At 66.1% G+C, this 18,461-nt stretch carries 15 protein-coding genes and 1 tRNA gene; 12 read left to right on the forward strand and 4 right to left on the reverse strand.

The features are described from left to right. Nucleotides 1-2 precede the first annotated feature (2 nt). Genes VGU00_RS12200 through VGU00_RS12210 form a run of 3 tightly spaced genes read left to right on the forward strand, consistent with a single transcriptional unit; the run spans nucleotide 3 to nucleotide 5,493 of the window. Nucleotides 3-2,357, forward strand: coding sequence for a DUF5682 family protein (locus tag VGU00_RS12200; protein ID WP_327468837.1), 2,355 nt, complete (start codon nucleotides 3-5; stop codon nucleotides 2,355-2,357). Beyond that, complete coding sequence (locus VGU00_RS12205) at nucleotides 2,354-3,484, forward strand: VWA domain-containing protein (RefSeq protein ID WP_327468839.1); 1,131 nt, start codon at nucleotides 2,354-2,356, stop codon at nucleotides 3,482-3,484. Before VGU00_RS12200 ends, VGU00_RS12205 begins: the two co-directional genes overlap by 4 nt. Next, on the forward strand, nucleotides 3,481-5,493 hold the full coding sequence (locus VGU00_RS12210; protein ID WP_327468841.1) for a hypothetical protein: 2,013 nt from the start codon (nucleotides 3,481-3,483) through the stop codon (nucleotides 5,491-5,493). Before VGU00_RS12205 ends, VGU00_RS12210 begins: the two co-directional genes overlap by 4 nt. Before the next feature lie 2 nt (nucleotides 5,494-5,495). Here VGU00_RS12210 and VGU00_RS12215 read toward each other — a convergent pair whose 3' ends face one another. The 3 genes from VGU00_RS12215 to VGU00_RS12225 all read right to left on the reverse strand — a co-directional run bounded on the left by VGU00_RS12215 (nucleotide 5,496) and on the right by VGU00_RS12225 (nucleotide 10,461). Then, nucleotides 5,496-9,194 (reverse strand): DUF4132 domain-containing protein, encoded by a 3,699-nt coding sequence (locus VGU00_RS12215; protein ID WP_327468843.1) that lies wholly within the window; start codon nucleotides 9,192-9,194, stop codon nucleotides 5,496-5,498. Between the two features lie 232 nt (nucleotides 9,195-9,426). Then, nucleotides 9,427-9,502, reverse strand: a tRNA-Thr gene (locus VGU00_RS12220). Nucleotides 9,503-9,570: 68 nt separating this feature from the next. Further along, nucleotides 9,571-10,461, reverse strand: coding sequence for a hypothetical protein (locus tag VGU00_RS12225; RefSeq protein WP_327468845.1), 891 nt, complete (start codon nucleotides 10,459-10,461; stop codon nucleotides 9,571-9,573). Between the two features lie 45 nt (nucleotides 10,462-10,506). On the opposite strand from VGU00_RS12225, the gene VGU00_RS12230 reads away from it, so the two are divergent. The 9 genes from VGU00_RS12230 (at nucleotide 10,507) to VGU00_RS12270 (ending at nucleotide 17,148) form a co-directional block, all read left to right on the forward strand. Continuing rightward, the gene (locus VGU00_RS12230; protein ID WP_327468847.1) at nucleotides 10,507-11,079 is read left to right on the forward strand and encodes a NifU family protein; all 573 of its coding nucleotides are present in this window, start codon (nucleotides 10,507-10,509) and stop codon (nucleotides 11,077-11,079) included. 24 nt (nucleotides 11,080-11,103) lie between these two features. Next, entirely contained in the window at nucleotides 11,104-11,697 is a 594-nt protein-coding gene (locus VGU00_RS12235) for a malonic semialdehyde reductase (RefSeq protein ID WP_327468849.1), read from the forward strand. Nucleotides 11,698-11,713: 16 nt separating this feature from the next. After that, on the forward strand, nucleotides 11,714-12,331 hold the full coding sequence (gene tsaB / locus VGU00_RS12240) for a tRNA (adenosine(37)-N6)-threonylcarbamoyltransferase complex dimerization subunit type 1 TsaB (protein ID WP_327468851.1): 618 nt from the start codon (nucleotides 11,714-11,716) through the stop codon (nucleotides 12,329-12,331). Further along, nucleotides 12,328-12,798, forward strand: coding sequence for a GNAT family N-acetyltransferase (locus tag VGU00_RS12245; protein WP_327468853.1), 471 nt, complete (start codon nucleotides 12,328-12,330; stop codon nucleotides 12,796-12,798). The genes tsaB and VGU00_RS12245 overlap by 4 nt, the downstream gene beginning before the upstream one ends. A 120-nt stretch (nucleotides 12,799-12,918) precedes the next feature. Next, nucleotides 12,919-13,350 carry a MucR family transcriptional regulator gene (locus VGU00_RS12250; RefSeq protein WP_327468855.1) on the forward strand — a complete coding sequence of 144 codons (432 nt, stop codon included), beginning with the start codon at nucleotides 12,919-12,921 and terminating at the stop codon, nucleotides 13,348-13,350. A 132-nt stretch (nucleotides 13,351-13,482) separates the two neighbouring features. After that, on the forward strand, nucleotides 13,483-13,908 hold the full coding sequence (locus VGU00_RS12255) for a Fur family transcriptional regulator (RefSeq protein WP_077147848.1): 426 nt from the start codon (nucleotides 13,483-13,485) through the stop codon (nucleotides 13,906-13,908). Next, nucleotides 13,880-14,665 (forward strand): lysophospholipid acyltransferase family protein, encoded by a 786-nt coding sequence (locus VGU00_RS12260; protein ID WP_327468859.1) that lies wholly within the window; start codon nucleotides 13,880-13,882, stop codon nucleotides 14,663-14,665. Before VGU00_RS12255 ends, VGU00_RS12260 begins: the two co-directional genes overlap by 29 nt. Before the next feature lie 7 nt (nucleotides 14,666-14,672). Beyond that, nucleotides 14,673-16,010: a tRNA (N6-isopentenyl adenosine(37)-C2)-methylthiotransferase MiaB gene (gene miaB, locus VGU00_RS12265; protein ID WP_327468861.1), complete on the forward strand. Its 1,338-nt coding sequence runs from the start codon at nucleotides 14,673-14,675 to the stop codon at nucleotides 16,008-16,010. Nucleotides 16,011-16,140: 130 nt separating this feature from the next. Continuing rightward, nucleotides 16,141-17,148, forward strand: a complete 1,008-nt coding sequence (locus tag VGU00_RS12270) for a PhoH family protein (RefSeq protein WP_327468863.1) — start codon at nucleotides 16,141-16,143, stop codon at nucleotides 17,146-17,148. A gap of 8 nt (nucleotides 17,149-17,156) precedes the next feature. Here VGU00_RS12270 and VGU00_RS12275 read toward each other — a convergent pair whose 3' ends face one another. Then, nucleotides 17,157-18,275 (reverse strand): hypothetical protein, encoded by a 1,119-nt coding sequence (locus tag VGU00_RS12275; protein ID WP_327468865.1) that lies wholly within the window; start codon nucleotides 18,273-18,275, stop codon nucleotides 17,157-17,159. Nucleotides 18,276-18,461 lie beyond the last annotated feature (186 nt).

The raw sequence follows: 18,461 nt of genomic DNA on the forward strand, positions 1-18,461 counted from the left end.
CGGTGAAGGACCCGGTCGTCTTCGATTCCGAACGGCAGCTGTGGGTGGTGCCGATCCGGCATCATAGCCCGGCGTGCGCCGCGCATCTGGAGCGGCTGATTGCAGCGGTCGAGCCTGCTGCGATCCTGATCGAAGGACCCTGCGATTTCGACCCGCTGATCGACCTTGTTTGCGACCCGCGGACGCGTGCGCCCGTCGCGATCGTGTCGCTCCGCGACGCTCACGAGGGGCAGGCGACGAGGCGGGTCGCGAGCTATTTCCCCTTTTGTGCGCACAGCCCCGAGCTGATCGCGCTGCAGGCGGCACGGGCTCGCGGCATCCCGGCGCGCTTCATCGACCTGCCGTCCACCGCGCGTGAAATGGACCTCGATGAGGCGACGCCGCGCGAAGGGCGGTCGCTGCTCGGCAGCGAACGGCTGTTCGGCGTCGGCGACTATGTCACCGCGCTGGCGCGCGAGCTGGGGTGCCGCGATGGCAACGAGGTGTGGGACCAGCTGTTCGAAACGCGCCTCGCCGACGAGGATTGGCATCGATATTTCGCCGATGTCGCGCGCTATTGCGCGTGCATCCGCGCGGCGACGAGCGACGAGGAAATGGCGGGCGACGGAACGCTCGTCCGCGAGGCACAGATGCGCGCGATCGTCGACGAGGTGCGCGGTGCGACCGAGGGTCCGGTCGTCGCGGTGGTCGGCGGGTTCCACGCCGAGGCGCTACTGGAAAAGGGCGCAAAAAAGCCGGTCGCGGCAAAGGCCGGCGCCGGGCGATCCTATCTGATCCGTTACGGCATGCGCCAGCTCGACGCCCTGCGCGGTTATGGCGCGGGACTGCCGCTGCCCGGCTTTTACGACCGGCTGTGGCAGATGCGTTCGTCGGGCGCTGCGGGGCTCGGCATGGCGCTGATAACCGGCTTCGCCGACCATCTGCGCGGTGGTCGGGGTGAAGCGCCGTCCTTTCCGGTCATCGCCAATGCGATCGAACAGGCCGAGCGGCTGGCGGCGCTGCGCGGGCGTCCCTTTCCGATGCGCGACGATGTGATCGATGCGATCCGGTCGAGCTTCATCAAGGAGGAAATTCCCGTCGGCCAGACGCCGCTGCTGGTCGAACTCCACGCCTGGCTTACCGGAACCACAATCGGCGAAGTGCCGCCGTCGGCGGGCTCGCCGCCGCTGGTCGAGGCCGTTCGGGGTCAGGCGAAAGCGCTTGGCTTTTCGATCGCCGACGGGGAGCGGCGCAGCCGCGAACTCGATATTTATCGCAAGCCGCGCCATCGCGCCGCCAGCCGTTTCTGCCACGCGATGACGCTGATCGGCACATCGTTCGGACAGCGCACGGGGGGACCCGATTTCCGCAACGATGTGTCGCTCGACCGGCTGCACGAAATATGGGCTGTGTGCTGGTCTCCACTCGTTGAATCGCGCCTGATCGAATTGTCCGAAGCGGCGGACACGTTGGGTGAGGCCATGGCTTTTGTCCTCGCGCACCGGATTGCCGAACTTGCCGAACAGGGGAAGGGGCGCAGCGCGCTCGCCGCGATCGACCTGTTCGCCGCCGCGTGCCGCGCGGGTCTGGGTCGCGAGGCGGCGGCGATCCTTGCGCTGGTCGAGGAGCAGGTGATCGAGGACCCCGAGGCGGGATCGGTCGTCGCGGCGCTGACCGACCTGCTGCTGCTTCGCCGTGGACGCGCGACGCTGGGAATCGAGGAAACCGGGCCGCTCGATCACCTGCTTGGCGCGACATGGCGGCGGCTGCTGGTCCTGCTTCCCGAGCTGGCCGATGCGGGCGCCGACCAGACCGACGTCGCGGTTCGCACGCTGTCCAGCTTGCGCGGCGCGATCGAACTGGCGCGCTCCATCGAGGCGCCGATCGACCTCGCGCTGTTCGACGAGGCGCTGGGCCGGCTGTCCGCCCTCGCGCTGCCGCCGATGCTCGCCGGCGCGGTCATGGCTTTCTCGCTGCTCGACGGGCGTATCGCCGCGACCGATCTCGAGGCGCGTCTGAAGGGCGAACTCGCCAGCGCTTATGTCGATCCGGCGGAGCGGCTCGCTTTCCTCGGCGGGGTGATCGCGATCGCGCGCGAGCTGATCTGGGCCATTCCCGCGATCGTCGATGCGATCGATGCGATCGTCGGGGGCGTCGACGAAGATGAGTTCATTGCGCTGTTGCCTTATCTCCGGCTGGCGCTGATGCCGCTCGATCCGCGCGAGGTCGATCGCCTTGCCGAGGAGGTGGCGGCCCGGCACGGCATCGGGGCGAGCGCGCTGTCGGTCACGGTGGCGATTTCGGAAAGCGAGATGACCGAAAATCTTCGGCTCGATCGCGATCTGGCCGACCTGCTCGCGCGGGATTGCGTGGCATGAGCGAGAAGATGTCGACCCGCCGCTGGCGCCTCGTCCTCGGTCGCTATGCCGAACGTTCGCTGCCCGGCGCCGACCTGTCGCGGGCCGAACAGCGCACCGATCGCGCGCTCGACTATCTCTATGCGCGCGAGATGGAGCGGCGCGGCCTCCGCCGCGACAAGCGCGGCCGCGGCGGGTCGCTCGATCCCAGCCAGCTGACCGCGCTCGGCTGGCTCGGCGAGCTGCGCGAACTTTTTCCCCGGTCGGTGTACGAGGCCGTGCAGGCGCATGCCATCGACAATCTGGGGATGAGCGAATTGCTGTCCGACCCCAAGGTGCTCGATGCGCTGGAGCCGAACAAGGACCTGCTGAAATCGCTGATCGCTTTCAAGGGAAGCGCCGATCCGGCGGTGCGCGACAAGATTCGCGAAGTCACGCGCAAGGTGGTCGAGGATATCGTTCGCAAACTGCGCCCGCAGGTCGAAGCGGCGCTGGCGGGACGGCCCAACCGCTTTCGCCGCAGCCAGCTCAAGTCGATGCAGAATTTCGACTGGCGCGCGACGATCCGCGACAATCTGAAAAATTGGGATGGCGAGCGGAATCGGATCGTCGCCGATCGCCTGCGCTTCCACGGTCGCAGCCGGCGGCGCCTGCCATGGACGATCATCCTGTGCGTCGACCAGTCGGGTTCGATGCTGTCATCGACCATCTATGCCGCCGTCATGGCATCGATCCTGACCGCCTTGCCGTCGGTCGCGGTGCGGCTGGTGGTGTTCGACACATCGATCGTCGACCTGTCGAGCGAGGCGCATGACGCCGTTGAAGTGTTGATGTCGGTCCAGCTGGGTGGCGGCACCGACATCGCATCGGCGATGGAATATTGCGAAGGGCTGGTGACCCAGCCGACACGGACCATCTTCGTCCTGATCAGCGATTTCGAGGAGGGCGGTTCGGTTGCCCGGATGCTTGCCGCGACGCGGCGCATGGCGTCGGCGCGCGTCACCCTTTTGGGACTCGGCGCACTCAGCGACGATGCCGCGCCGGTCTATGACCGCCGGATGGCCGAGCGCCTGTCGGGTAACGGGATGAAGATCGCGGCGCTGACGCCCGACCGTTTCGCCGAGTGGATCGGCAGCGTGATCGCATGATCGATCCCGCGCTCCGCGAGGCGCTCGTCGGCTTCGACGATGCGGCGCTGGCGACACTCGCCAATCCCGGCCTCGTGCGCCGGGCGCATCGCGACGTCGAGGAGGGCAAGCTTCGCCTGCTGTCGGCTTCGGCGGGAAAGGCAGTGATCGAGGCCGACGGGCAGCGCGTCGAAATCGATACGCGCGGGCCGGGCGCGGCGGATTGCGCCTGCCGTTCGGTGGCAATCTGCCGGCATCGCATCGCGGCGACGATCTTCCTCCTGTCGCATGAAGGTGCCGAAACCGAAGGCAGCACAGAAGCCGCCGCCGAAGACGCGCAACCCGTGGACGGTGCGGACTTCGTCGCCTCGATCGATATCGCCCGGCTGGAAAAATGGGCCGGCAAGGCGGGCTGGCGCGCCGCTGTCGAGGTGGCCGGAACCGCGACGGCGGTCGAACCGTCGCCGGGCGGCATCGCTGTCGGCTTCCCGGACATCGACGGGCCGGTCCGGATCCTGCGCGGGCAGGGATTCGACGGCATCGTTTCCAAAGCGTCGAAGTCGCGTCTCAAGGCCTATCATGCCGCCGCGGTGCTCGCGGTGCTTCGCCATTTCGGCCAGTCCGTACCCGACGCTGGCGAGGAGGTCGAACAGGCTGCCGCGGTCGTCGAAATCGATCCAGCCTTCCTCGCCCGCATCGCGACCAGCCTTGGCGAAGTGGCTGCGCTCGGCATGAACCTCGCGCCTTTGCCGCTGGAGGAGGCGTTGTTCGAACTATCGGTGTCGTCGCGCGCCGACAGCCTGCCGCGGCTCGCCGCATTGCTCCGCGCCGTCGCCGCCCAAATGCGTCTCCGCCGCGCCCGCGCGCTCGATTTCGACCCCGACCGCATGCTCGAACTGGCGGCGACCGCCTTTGCACTGGTCCGGGCGCTCGCTGGATCGGACCCCGAACGGCGGATCGCGCTGGCGGGCAAGGTGCGGCGCGACTTCGCTCCGTCGGAACCGCTGCAACTGGTCGGTTGCGGTGGCGAGCGGTGGACAACGGCGTCGGGCGCACGCGGCGTGACCGCCTGGTTCATCGAACTGACGACGGGGCGCTGGCTTTCGACCAGCCTCGCGCGCGGCGCGGGGCAGGACCCGACCTTTGCGCCGACCGAGGCATGGCGCAATCAGCCGCTATGGCAATCCGAGCCGCTCGCGGTGCTCGCGCACGCGCGGATCGCGCTCGAAGGATCGCGCCGGTCGGCCGACAACCGGTTATCGGCGCCCGCGAGTGCGCGCGCGACGATCGTCGCGCGCGACGTGCGTGCCGATCCCCACTGGCCCGGCGTGCTCAACGACTGGGACGGGCTCGCCCGGAACTGGATCGATCAGGTGGGATCGGGGCTCGACGGAAGCGAGACGCCGACCGCCTGCCTGATCGCCCCGACGCGCATCGCGCCGCCCTATTTCGACGATCTCGCTCAGCAGCTCGTGTGGCCGGTTCAGGACAGCCGGGGCCAGTGGCTTGCCCTGACGATCGACCATGAGGAGCCCGTCTCGACGGCGATCGAAGCGCTCGAAGCAACGGTGCGGAGCGGTTGGCAGGGCATGATCCTGGTACGGATGGAACGCGAGGGCGATCGGCTCGCGCTGCGCCCCGTCACCCTGTTCGGCGATGGCGACCCGGTCGACCTGTCCTTATGGTCGCGGCCCTGGCGAGCGGGGGGCGAACGATCCGCGGTTCGCGATTGGCTCGCGCGCCTGCGTCCGGCGGCAGGGCGCCGCTTCGTCGCGGTGCCGCGGAGCGGGACGGCAGCGGCGCTGGCGCAGGCCTGGCGGCATTTGCTCGATCGCGCCGAGGTCGGGCCTTCGCTCGCGGGCTCGCTCGACGGCGATCGTGCGGCCCTTGTCCAGCGCCTCGAAGCCTATGGCCTGCCGCAACTCGCCGCGCGGCTCGATCAGGGCGGTGCCGGCGAGGAGCTGCTCGCCGCGGCCTATGCGCTCCTGCTCGCGCGGCAGCAGCGCTGCGCGGTGCCGCTGCTGCAATAGGCTTACCAGGGGCAGATCTTCTCCCATTCGGGGTCGAATGCGCCCTTGGCGGCGACGGCGTGATAATCGGCCCAGCATTCGGCGAGCATTACCGGCGGCACGTCCTTCAGGCGAAAGACGCCGCGCTGGCCGAGCTTGCCGAAGCGCAGCTCCTTCAGCGCGACCGGGTTGTTTTCGTCGACGGCGTGGGACCCGGTGTGAAAGATCGTCGCGGTGATGCCGTGGCTCGGGAATTTCTTCTCATATTCATGGCATCCGCCGCCATCGCGCATCACCCGCTCATAACCGCGCTTTTCGGCGACGCCGCGGAAGGTCAGGCTGTCGGACTTCCATCCCTGACGATCGACGAGGAACTCGGCCTCGCCCTGCTCGGCCGAGAGCGGGGCGCGGAGCGTATCGAACTGGGCAAGGAAGGGCGAAACCTCATAGTCCTTGAGGTGGGCCGTCCACGCGCGGCACGTCTCGTCATCGACGAGCGCGCCGTGCGCGAGGCGGAGGCGGGCGAACCGGTCGATATCGACCGCCGCGTCCGCAGCATCGCTGAAATCGCCTTCCTGCGTCGGGCGGAACAGCCCGAGCGGCGCGCCCTCCGCGTCGAGCCCCTGCCAGACAAGGCGCTCGATCAGGCGGCGCATGACCGGATGCTCGTGAAAGGCGAGCCGCCAGTCGGCGACCGGCCAGTCGCGTTCGACACACATCGCCTCGAACAGGCGCGTCCCTTGCAGCTCGACGACCTGCGCCAGTTCCTTCTTGGCGGTGGAAAAGGCCTTTTTCGATTCCTTCGTATTGTCGTCGTCGCCGGCCGGAAGGCTTTTGAGCGGCTTGCCTTCGGGATTGAACAGGTGGATCGCGAGCTGCGCGTCGAGCCGCGCGCTATAGGGTTTTGCATCGTCGCCGCACGGCAGTTCGAGCACGCCGTCGTCGTCGAAACCGGCGCTCGGCACCGTGCGATCGGCCAGCTCGTCGAAGCTCCAGCCACGGTCTTCGGCATAGCGCTGCGCGATTTCGGTGGCGCGCGCCTGCGTGCTCTTCTGCTTCAGGCGGGCCGAGGCCGCGATGACGACCTGCAACGCGGCGGGCTGCGCCGTCCCCGCCAGCGCTTCGAGAAGCGCCATCGCCTGGTTCGATCGGCGCCCGTGCTTCTTCATGAACCAGCGCACGCGGTTCGCCGCGAACACCGGATCGGCGCGGCAGGCGAGCGCGAGCATGCCCTTGGTGTCCGAACCCGAATTGAGCGGCTCGCCCGTCTTTTCCTTGACGATGTGCGCGATGATTTCCTCGCGCAGTCCGGGGGGCTTGGTCGAACGGTACATCCACGAAAAATGCTGCTGATAATTCGCGATGGCATAGGCGGTCGCTTCTTCGAGCGAAAAAGCGTGCGTGTCATAAGTGATCCATGCATCGAGGACCCAGTTCGAAAAGGCGCGCGCGTCGCTTTCGAGCAGCTGGTCGAGGTAGATTCCGAACTGGCCGCTCGCGCCGGGGTCCTTCAGGCGGATCGCCAGCGCCAGCCAATGCTGGACGACCGTCGCCGGCACGGTCGAACCGTCGCCGAAATGCGGCACGGGAAGGCCGTTCGCCGCAATCCATTCGGGAAGGGCGGGCGGTGCCTTGGCAGCCGCCGCCTCGGCTTCGGCGATCAGGACCGCGGGGCCGATGATGTCGGACAGGTCGGCGCCGAGACGCTGGAGGCTTTCGATCAGCGCGGCGCGAACCGGGTCGGATTTTTCCTTTTTGAGCCGTTTGCGCAACGCGCCCTCGCTCGCGGTCGAGCGGATGTCGGCCAGCCAGGTCGCGGCGTTGCTCCGCACCGGCTGGCGCTTGTCGTCGAGCAGCGCTTCGAGGCGGACGGCGAGGTCGCGCGCGTCGCGCAAAAGCGCCATTGCGCGGCGGCGCAGCGGGCGCTTTTCCGATACCGCTATGTCGAGCAGCTTCGCGAAGTAACGCTGCGGCGCTTGCGGCAACAGCTCCAGCGCCTCCATCCCACGGTCGAGCGGCAGCGGCTTGTCGGTCGGCTTCAAACCGAAGATTTCGTCGAATACGTCGATATTCGATGCGATCCATGGCCACACGGCTTCGGCGTCGAGGCCCTGCAGGGGCGCCAGCGCCCCCCGTTCGTGGTAACCATAGATCTGACGACCAAGAAGAGCGCGCAGATGGTCGGCCGACGCCAGATCGCGAAGGTCGAGCCGGCCTTCCGCGAGCCAATGCTGCAAAATGTCGGGACCGAAGCGTTGGTCCTCCCGATAGACATAGCCGGACCCGATCAACCCGCCGATATCGTCGAAACCGCTGGCCTTGAGCGCGTGGAGCGCCGCGGCGACCGGCAGGCGGTCGAGCACATCGCGCAGCCATGCCTGCCCCTCGGGGTGAAAGCGGACCGAATGCATCAACTGGAACAGCTGCTGCGCCTGATGCGCCAACATGCTTTCGGGGCGCTTCCGCCCTTCGGTCAGACCGGCGAACGCCGCCTCCACGATCTCCGGGGGATAGCGCGTGGGTGGCGCGGCGCTCGGCTGCGACGAACGGTTTTTCTCCAGATAGGCCGCATGGGCATCGATCCTGCGCTGCTCGATCAATTCGATCAGGTCGACGAAGGCGACGCACGCCGCGTCGGTCGGCGGGATCGGCGTATCGTCGCCGAGATCCTTTCGGGCGGGCAGGGTGACGGTGCTGCCGTCGATCGCGGCATAGGCCGACAGGCCATCGGCGCCGTCCGCCGGCACGTCTTCGACGGCATCGGTTTCGAGAATCGCCTCGATGGCTGCTTTGACCTTCGCGGCCTTTTCCACCTTGCCGCGCTCGGCAAGCAGGGCGAAAATTTCGCCGCTGCCGCTGCGACCCGCCGCCTGTACGAGGCCAAGGCGCGTGTCGATATCCGCGACAGGCAATTCGCGTCCGAGGAGAGCAAGCAATTGCGCGGGTTCGAGCCGGGCCAGCGCGGAGGTTGCGATCTCGCGGTCATTCTTGTCGAAGGGCTTGGCCAGCATCGCGACCAGCAGCGCCTCGATCTCGGGCGCTGCGGTTGCGTCGGTTTGCTCGGCCAGCTTGAGCGCGTTGGCGCGGAAATTGGGGCTGTTGCGGCGGATCGCCTCAGCCAGCGCCGCCGGATAGGTCCGCACATATTCGGCGAATTTGGCGCTCGCAGGCCAGCTTCCTTCGGTCATCCACCGAACTTCGTCGCGGCGCAGGACCAGCGCGAAGAAGTCGGTGATCTTGCCGCCGGCCGCCTTGATATGCGCCAGCAGGGTTTCGGTCGCCATGATCGAAGCCCACTGCACCTTGTAATCGATCTGGGTGCGATTGACCCCGCCAAGGACCATTTGCGCGAAGGCGGGGAGTATCATGTCCTCGACGCTCATCGGCGGACCATGCGGACGGCTCACCCGGCCGGTGGCGATGCGGATCTGCATCAATCGCGGAATTTCAGGACCCGGTTCGATTTCGCCGGTCACCAGCGCGACATCGGTTGCGCCCTCCACCGCGTTGAAGGCGATGTTGTCGCTGAAATAGGGCGACGAATAGCGATTGATCGCTTTGCAATGCGCTTCGATCTTGCCGACGATATCGGCGCGTTCGCCGCTCGCGACGAATCGGCTGGCCTCGCGGTCGAGGCCGGGTTGCAGGAGATGGAGGCGCTGCAGTTCCGCGGCTATCGCGCCGTGCAATGGCGACGACGATTGCGACAAGCCCGATGACATGCTGTCCCCGGCCATCCGGCCAAATAATTTTCGCAACATGTGCTTCCGGCCCTACCCCGCTGTCGATTTCCCGGAAGGCGAATTAGCTGAAAGGGATAAATAAATTCCCAAGATAGTCTTGGGCGATAGGGAAAATCCGCGGGCCGGAGGAGCAGCGATATTCGAAAACCCGTCGGGGCGTCGTCACGCCGCTCGCCCCCGTCGCAAGGGGACCGGATTGCTCCGCTGATGATGGTGCCGGCTGTCAGACTCGAACTGACGACCTACCGCTTACAAGGCGGTTGCTCTACCAACTGAGCTAAGCCGGCGCCTGTCGGCCCCCTAAGCATTTTTTGGCGTAATGGAAATATCCGACGACCGAAATTTCAGCCGGCCGTCAGACGATGCCAAAGGTCCAGCCCTCGGTCTGGGCAAGACGATCGGTCAGCGGGGCGGGGCACCAGGGCGCCGCATCCGCCGCGATCGAGCGCAGCCATGCGGTGGTGAGCAGCGCGTCGGCGGCGTGGTCGCTGACCGGGCCGCGAGCACGCACGGGCGGCGAGTCCAGCTTGACCAGTGCCGCGTCGAGCGCTTCGCCGTCGCGAATCTTGCTCCGTCCCGGCGGCAGGCCGGCAGCCCGCGCGGCGAGGCTGGTATAGATTTCGACCAGCAGCGGTCCGGTTCGGGGCACCGGATCGAGCGGCCAGAGCGGTATCCGCCCGCGCAGTCGATGGAGCAGGCGCATCCCCGACAGGCTGGCCTTGCCGACTTGTGCCGCGCCGACGAGGTTGAAATTGCTGACGCTCGCCGCCTGCCGCGTTTCGCGTTGATATTGCTCGACGATGCGCAGCCGCCCGCCGCCGGGTTGAAACAGGTCGCCGACGTCGCCGCGGCCATGACGAAAATGCCGCCGCGCTTCGCCATGGGCAAGGAAGCTTCGCGCTTCATAATGGGGATCCGTGGACGCCAGCCGTTCGACCAGCGCCCACAGACGCGGCATATCTTCCGGGCTTTCGGTCCATTCGGGGAAATAGGAGCCCCGGTCGACGAAAGCGAAGGCGGCCGAAAAGTCGAAACCGATCAGCATATCGTCGCCGGCGGCTGCAACATCTTCAAGCCAGCCTAGGATGTCGGCGCGCGACCAGATATGTCCCGGCCGGACCAATGCCGGGGCGGCTCTGCCGCTCGCGACCGCCAGCGCGATCCCGCGCTGTCGTTCGCCGCGGGCGCCCGACCAGTCGAGGGCGGCGAAATGGGTAAAGCGGCGCATCGGCCCACTGTAGCGCATGCATGTCATCTTGCACAAAGCCTTGCTCCGCCCCACATGCGGCGCATGCTGATCGAAACCGAATCGACGCCCAATCCCGCGACGCTCAAATTCCTGCCCGGCCGGGCGGTGATGGAGACCGGCACGCGAGACTTTGCGAGCCCCGAAGAGGCCGAGGCGTCGCCGCTTGCGAGTGCGCTCTTTTCGCTCGGCGATGTGACGGGCGTGTTTTTCGGCCGCGAATTTGTGTCGGTCACGATCGCGCCCGGCGCCGAATGGGCCGATGTGAAGCCCGATGTGCTGGGCATCGTGATGGACCATTTCCTTGCGGACGTGCCATTGTTCAACGCCGCGAGCGCGGGTTTTTCGGTTCCGGCGGAGGATGCGGGCTTCGCCGACGACCCCGCCGATGCCGATATCATCGAGCAGATCAAGGAACTCATCGAAACGCGTGTCCGCCCCGCGGTCGCGAACGATGGCGGCGACATCGTCTATCGCGGTTTCGACAAGGGCAATGTCTATCTCAAGATGCAGGGCGCCTGCGCCGGATGCCCGTCGTCGACCGCAACTTTGAAAAATGGCATCGAGTCCCTCTTGAAACATTATGTTCCCGAGGTAACGGCAGTTCACGCCGTCTGACCAATCCAATTCAGGAGATGCCCCATGAGCGAGCCGCTTTCCGACAGCGCTCTCGACCAGCTGTTTCGTACCGCGCGCACCTATAACGGCTATCTCGACCAGCCCGTCTCGGAAACGCAGCTTCACGCGATCTGGGATCTGGTGAAATTCGGTCCGACCAGCGCGAACAGCCTGCCGGCGCGGATCGTCTGGTGCGTTACCGCCGAGGCGAAGGCGAAGCTTGCGGCGCTGGCGCTGCCCGCGAACGCCGAAAAGATCCTTGCGGCGCCGGTCACTGCGATCATCGCCGCCGACAATGAATTTTACGAACATCTGCCCGAACTGTTCCCGCATACCGATGCCCGCAGCTGGTTCGTCGGCAACGATGCGTTGGCGGCGACGACGGCATTTCGCAATTCGAGCCTGCAGGGCGCCTATTTCATCCTCGCCGCGCGTGCGCTCGGGCTCGATACCGGGCCGATGTCGGGCTTCAACAATGCCGCGGTCGACGAGGCCTTTTTCGCCGACCAGCCGCATGTGAAGAGCAATTTCATCTTGACGCTCGGCTATGGCGACCCCGCGACGATTTTCGAGCGCAGCCCGCGCCCGGACTTCGCCCGCTTCAACCGTATCGCCTGACGGCCCTTATTCCTCCATGCGGTATCTGGTCATCGATTCGGCGAGTGAAGCCTGCTCGGTGGCGTTGCTGGAGGATGGAGCGGTCGTCGATCATCGTCATGAAGTCATCGGCCGCGGCCATGCCGAACGGCTCGTTCCGCTGATTGCCGAACTGGCGGATGGCGGCCGCGCGGATGTCGTCATCGCAGGGTGCGGACCGGGGAGCTTTGCCGGCGTGCGGATCGGCGTCGCGGCGGCGCGCGCGCTCGCGCTCGGCTGGCAGGTGCCGGTGCAGGGCTTTTCGACGCTCGCTCTCGTCGCGGCGAGCGCCGCCGACGACATCGCGGCTGCGGGCGGCGCGCTTGTCGTGATGGAGGGTGGCCATGGCCAATGGTTCGTCCAGCCCTTTGCCGCCGACCTGTCGCCGCGCGGCGAGGTGCGTTCGCTCTTGCCTGACGATGCCGTCCTGCTCGGCGACGAACTGGTCGTCGGCAATCGCGCCGATGCTTTTGTGGCGCGCCGCGGCTCGGGGCGTGCGCTTCCGCTGCTGCCCGACGCGCGGGCCTTCCTCCGCCTTCCTTCCTCGGCGCTGATCGTTCAGCCGAGCCCGATCTATGGACGCGCGCCCGACGCCAAGCCGATGACGCCGGCATGACGGAGGATGTTCGTCTTGCCACCGCGCGCGTCGCCGACCTTGCGGCGGTCATGCGCGTGATGGATGCCGCCTTCGATCCCGCGTATGGCGAAGCGTGGAGCGGCGCGCAGCTGCTGACCCTGTTCGCGCTGCCGTCGGCGCGCGTCTGCGTTGCATGGGACGGTGAGCGCCCCTGCGGCTTTTCGGCGGCGCGTATTGCTGGCCCCGAAAGCGAATTATTGTTGCTGGCAGTCGACCCCGATTATCGCGGCTGCGGTATTGGTGCGTTATTGATGAGCGATTGGCAGGCATGGGCTACCGATCAGGGAGCTGAAGAATATTTTCTGGAAATGCGGGCAGATAATGATGCGGTCTATCTGTATCGCCGGTCGGGTTTTTCGGAATGCGGTCGGCGGCCGGCCTATTATCGTGGCAATGATGGCGTCGTTCGCGATGCGGTTACGATGCGCCGGCTCCGTCATAGCTGAAAAACCGGCGGATCGGTCATTGCGGATTTGCATCCAAAGTGGCAGTAATCCGCGCGGCGGAAGAAAAAATCCAATATTCGCTGTTCACTCTTCTGGGTAATAAAAACAAGGAATAGTCTCATGTCCGATCAAGCCGATACCAATGAGATGCTTGTTACACTGACCGCCGACATTGTCGCGGCGCACGTCAGCAACAACAGTGTCGCCATTTCGGATCTCTCCATTCTGATCAACAATGTCCATGCCGCGCTGTCGGGCCTGGGCGGCGAACCGGTGGTCGAAGAAAAGCTGGTGCCGGCGGTGTCGATCCGCACCTCGGTCAAGCCCGACTTCATCGTCTGTCTCGAGGACGGCAAGAAGCTGAAGATGCTGCGCCGCCACCTGATGACGCATTATGGCATGACCCCCGACGACTATCGCGCGAAGTGGGGCCTGCCCGCCGACTATCCGATGGTCGCGCCCAATTATGCCGAAAAGCGCCGCGCGCTGGCGAAGGAAATCGGCCTCGGCACCAAGGGCCGCGGCGGCGGGCGCAAGCGCAAGAAGGCCTGACCCGCGCGCCGATGCGCCTTGGTAGGGAACTTGGGGGCGGTGCCGGCGGGTGCCGCCCTTGTCCTATCGGCGGCGTGACCCTATACTCTTGTCATAACAAAGACGCGGCTGCATTTTGCAGGAAAGGCGAGCATGTCCGGTACCATCGATCTCGAAGCATTGTGCCACGAAAAGGGGCTGCGCATTACCGAGCAGCGCCGCATCATCGCGCGCGTCATCTCGGATTCGGAAGACCATCCCGACGTCGAGACGCTGTATGAGCGCGCGTCCAAGGTCGACAGCGGCATCTCTATCGCCACTGTTTACCGCACTGTCCGCCTGTTCGAAGAAGCGGGAATCCTCGACCGTCACGATTTCGGCGACGGCCGCTCGCGCTACGAAGCGGCGCCCGAGGCGCATCACGACCATCTGATCGACGTCGAGACCGGCAAGGTCATCGAATTCGTCGATCCCGAACTCGAAGCGTTGCAGAAGGTGATCGCCGAACGGCTGGGTTTCCGCCTCGTCGACCATCGCATGGAGCTTTACGGTGTCGCCCTCGATCGCAAGCGCGACTGATCGCGCATCGATTACCTGGCGGACGGTCGCCCGTCTCGCCCTGATGGTGCTGACGCTTCTTTTCCTGATCGTCCCGCATCTTTTCTATCGCGCCGTCGGCCGGCCCTCTCCGATGGTCATGGCGTTCCTCAACGCCGTTGGCTGGATTGCGGGCCTGCGCATCCGCACCACGGGGACGCGGCTCCGGCGCGATGTGCTTTTCGTCTCGAACCATGTCAGCTGGCTCGACATTCTCGCGCTCGGCGGCGCCGCGCGCTCGGCGTTCGTGTCGAAGGCCGAGATCGGCTCCGCCCCGCTCGTCGGCTGGCTCGCCGACCAGAACCACACCGTCTATGTCCAGCGCGAGGCGCGGCGCGAAATCCACAATCAGGCGAACGACTTGCGCAATGCGCTCGCGCGCGGGCGCCCGGTGACCTTGTTTCCCGAAGGCACGACGGGCCCGGGCGACGGCCTGCTGCCCTTCCGCGCCTCGCTGTTCCAGGCGGTGATCCCGACGCCGCCGAAGCTGCGCGTCCAGCCGGTCTTTCTCGACTATGGCCCCGAGGCGAACGATATCGCCTGGCTCGACCCCGAATCGGGGCTCGGCAATTTCAAGCGGCTGCTCGCGCGCAAGCGCGCCATCCACCTGACGATCCACTATCTCGATCCGCTTCCCGACATCGTCGAAGGCGACCGCAAGTTGCTTGCGGAAGCGGCGCGCGCGACGATCGCGGCGGAAATCGCCCGCTCTTCCGCCGGCGCGCCGCATCGCCTATAGGGCGCCGATGAAATCCGACTCTCCTAAAACATTCCACGTCAAATCCTTCGGCTGCCAGATGAACGTCTATGACGGCGAACGCATGGCCGAGATGCTCGGCGCCGAGGGTTATGTCGCGGCGGCCGACGGCGCCGACGCCGATCTCGTCGTGCTCAACACCTGTCACATCCGCGAAAAGGCGGCCGAGAAGGTCTATTCGGACATCGGCCGGCTGAAGCGCGCCGACGGCAGCACGCCGACGATCGCCGTGGCCGGCTGCGTCGCGCAGGCGGAGGGCGCCGAAATCGCGCGCCGCGCGCCCAGCGTCAACGTCGTCGTCGGCCCGCAGGCCTATCACCGCCTGCCCGACCTCATCGCGCGCGCCGCAAAGGGTGAGAAGGCGGTCGACCTCGACATGCCGCTCGAAAGCAAGTTCGGCGCATTGCCGAAACGCGCCGGCGGCCAGCGCCCGACCGCCTTCCTGACCGTGCAGGAAGGCTGCGACAAATTCTGCACCTATTGCGTCGTGCCTTACACGCGCGGTGCCGAGATCAGCCGGCCGTTCGCCGACCTGATCGCCGAGGCGCGCGCATTGGTGGTGGGCGGGGTGCGCGAAATCACCTTGCTCGGACAGAACGTCAACGCGTGGGACGGTGAGGATGACAGGGGCCGCGCGATCGGCCTCGATGGCCTGATCCGCGAACTCGCGCGCGAGGACGGGCTCGAACGCATCCGCTACACGACCAGCCACCCCAACGACATGACCGACGGGCTGATCGCTGCGCATGGCGAAGTCGACAAGCTGATGCCCTTCCTCCACCTGCCGGTACAGGCGGGCAGCGACCGCATCCTCGCGGCGATGAACCGCAGCCATTCGGTCGAAAGCTATCTGAAGGTCATCGAGCGCGTTCGCGCCGTGCGTCCCGACATCGCGATCTCGGGCGACTTCATCGTTGGCTTCCCGGGCGAGAGCGAGGAGGATTTCCTCGCGACGCTCGATATCGTCCGCGCCACCAACTATGCGATGGCGTACAGCTTCAAATATTCGCGTCGCCCCGGCACCCCCGCCGCGACGATGGATGGCCAGATTTCCGAAGCCGAAATGAACGACCGGCTCCAGCGGCTGCAGGCGCTCCTCAATGAACAGCAGCAGGCGTTCAACGAAGCGACCGTCGGTCGCACGACACGCCTGCTTCTCGAACGCAAGGGCAAGCTGGAAGGCCAGTTGATCGGCAAGTCGCCGTGGCTCCAGTCGGTGCATGTCATCGCGCCGGGGCTCAGGATCGGCGATATGATCGATGTGCGCATCACCTCGGCCGGCGCGAACAGCGTCGGCGCCGAAGCTTTGACGGAAGAGGTCGCCTAGTGCACCTCGCGGAAGCTGTCTCCCCGAAGACACACTCCGCCTCCTTCCGTCGCATTCGCAGCCTGCAAGTCATGGACTCCCGTCAAGGCGGGAGTACAGTTGTGTCGTCGATCGAAGGAGCCTTGCTTATATGTCCAAACGCCCGCTGACCGCCTCCACCCCCGCCGAACCCGGCGACCGCGTCCGACTGACCGCGGAATTCGAGCGAACGCAGCTTTTGGGCATTCTCTTCGGCGAGTTCGACCGCAACCTCGTCGCGATCGAAAACCGGCTCGGCGTCTATATTTCGGCGCGGGGCAACCGCGTGCAGATCGAGGGCGAGGCCGAAGCCGCGGCGCGCGCCCGCGACGTGCTCACCGAACTCTATAATCGCATCGAACAGGGGCAGGAGGTCGATGCCGGCCTCGTCGACGGGGTGATCGCCATGTCGGCGCAGCCGACGCTTGCCGGCATCATCCGTCACGACACCGATGCCGCGCCGCCGATCATGATCCGCACGCGCAAGAAGACGATCGTTCCGCGCGCGCCGTCGCAGGTCCCCTATATGCAGGCGCTCGCCCGCGACGACGTGATTTTCGCGCTCGGCCCGGCGGGCACCGGCAAGACCTATCTCGCGGTCGCGCAGGCCGTGGCGCAGCTCATCACCGGAAGCGTCCAGCGCCTCATCCTCTCGCGCCCTGCGGTCGAAGCAGGGGAAAAGCTCGGCTTCCTCCCCGGCGACATGAAGGAAAAGGTCGATCCCTATCTCCGCCCGCTCTACGACGCGCTCCACGACTGCCTGCCGGCCGAACAGGTCGAGCGCCGCATCGCGAGCGGCGAGATCGAGATTGCGCCGCTCGCCTTCATGCGCGGTCGCACGCTCGCCGACGCCTTCATCATCCTCGACGAGGCGCAGAATACCACGATCCCGCAGATGAAGATGTTCCTGACGCGCTTCGGCATGAACAGCCGGATGGTGATCTGCGGCGACCCCAAACAGGTCGACTTGCCGGTCCCCGCGACGTCGGGGCTCGCCGACGCGGTCGCGCGGCTCGAGGGGCTCGAAGGGATCAACGTCAGCCGCTTCACCAGCGCCGACGTCGTGCGTCACCCGATCGTCGGGCGGATCGTCGAGGCCTATGAGGGGCCGGGCAGCTAAGCCGCGCGTCAGCCGGCCTTGCGGCCGAACATCCGGCGCACGCCAAAACCGGTCGGCTGCGCGGGAGGCGTTGCGCCCGGCTGCGGGTTTCGCGCGCGCACCTCGAACCGGCCGCCGATGCCTTCGGCCATCGCGCGCTTCGCTTCCCATTCGTCGATCAGCTCTTCGCGTTCGCTGGTGGCGACGGGCATCAGGTCGGCGGGCGGGGAGCGGTCGTCGAACACGCGCTCGCGCGGGACATAGCTTTCGGCCTGAAAACCATATTCGCGGTGGAGCAGGGGTTCGAGCTCGTAAAGCGCTGCATCGTCGTCGCTCGCGGGAATGTGGCGAACGCGGTACGACAGGCTGTGATCTTCGGGGCCGAAGGTGTCGTTGTCGGGGATGATATAGCCGTTCGACGTCGTTGCGACGCGCAGGAAGGCAAGGATCGTCTCGAAATTCGCCGCCCACGGCAGCTCACTCGGTTCGATGCGGATTTCGCGGTCGATAAAATGGCTGGCGCCGAAGGTGCGAATGCCCGCCAGTGCCTTGCCGTTCGGTCCTTCCCCGCCGCCATAAAGATACGGATGGACATAGAGCGGCCCGGGTGTGCTGCCCGCGGCCAGCGCGTCGAACATCTCTCCGGGGATCAACTGGTCGCTCTGCGTCCAGTGGACGACGCTCGCCGGAACCGCATCCATCGCGAGGCGCGACAGCAACGCACAGGCTTCGAGCCGGCGGATGAACTGCGGCAGCGTCGCGCCGGGTTTCTGATAACCGATCTGCGCCAGCATCCGGTCGATGTCGGGCGTCGACGGGATCGTACCTTCCGACACACCGATCAGGATATGCGATTTGTGCCGCATCAGCCGCTCGCCCATCTCGGGGCAATAGATGCGCGTGATCGCCGAACTCATCGCCGGCTTGAACACGTCGGCTTTGGCCGGCGCCGCGATATATTCGAGCGTGACCATCAATTCGCCGCCGCCGAACAGGCGATAGAAGACGCCGGGCTTCGCTTCGACCAGATTATAGCCGACGCCGGTGCGCGCGGTCTCGATCTGGACGAAGCTGCGCATCACGGCTTCGAGATGATGGACAGGCGCATCGAACAGCAGCGCGGACTGGATATCGTGCGGAAACAGCATGGCGGGCTCACGATCGGTTGGTCAAAACCGTCTTATCGCGCCTTTGGCTTGAACTTTGGTTAATTCGCGGCCGTCGCGATGGCTGATGCTCTCCCCGCAATTACGCAAACGATTCTCAATAGCATAATGCTTGACCCCTTCCGCCTGCGCGCCTAGGGCGGCGCTATTGCGAGTCAGTCGCAATCA

This window comes from Sphingopyxis sp. (assembly GCF_035944815.1).
In the GTDB taxonomy this organism is placed as follows: domain Bacteria; phylum Pseudomonadota; class Alphaproteobacteria; order Sphingomonadales; family Sphingomonadaceae; genus Sphingopyxis.